Here is a 557-nt window from a genome sequence, read left to right on the forward strand (position 1 = left end):
GTCGGTGGACAGGCCGAGGGTGCGCAGGTCGACCAGTCCGCCGGCCTCGGCGAACACCGGCATTTCGGAGGCGTCGAACTGGACGACGTCCGGCAGTGACTTCGACGAGGCCATGCGCAGCGCCTTGGTCATGACCTGGGACGCGGGGACGCTCTGCTGCTCGACGGTGACCCCGAGCCGCTTGCCGCAGCGGGCCATCGCCTCGGCGTCCCAGCGGTGGTAGGTCTCGTCGGTCGAGGAGTTGAGAACGGTGTACACGTCGTCGTCGCGTTCGGCGGCGCAGCCGGTGAGCGCCGCCGGGGCGACGAGGACCGCTGCGGCGGCAAGTGAGGTGACGGCTCTGCGTGCGCGTCCGCGTGTGCGCGGATGACGTGCGGCAACCGGTGGATGTGCTGTCACGGTGGGTGCCCCTGGGTGGGACCGGCTCGGTGTGCACCGAGACCGGCGGCTCTGTGGAAGGGTAGGTGAAGCGCTTCGACAACGGGCCGCCGACATCGGGGTCTCGTCTGGCGCCGCACCGGGGTGTAATTTGTTTGGCCTGATTACTAATACGTCAG

At 68.9% G+C, this 557-nt stretch carries 1 pseudogene; it reads right to left on the bottom strand.

Annotated features, from left to right (window positions below):
* Window positions 1–399: pseudogene (locus LPA54_RS35815) on the bottom strand (extracellular solute-binding protein); the annotation flags it as partial.
* Between the last annotated feature and the right edge of the window lie 158 nt (window positions 400–557).

It is taken from the genome of Streptomyces sp. DH12 (assembly GCF_020873895.1).
GTDB lineage: Bacteria > Actinomycetota > Actinomycetes > Streptomycetales > Streptomycetaceae > Streptomyces.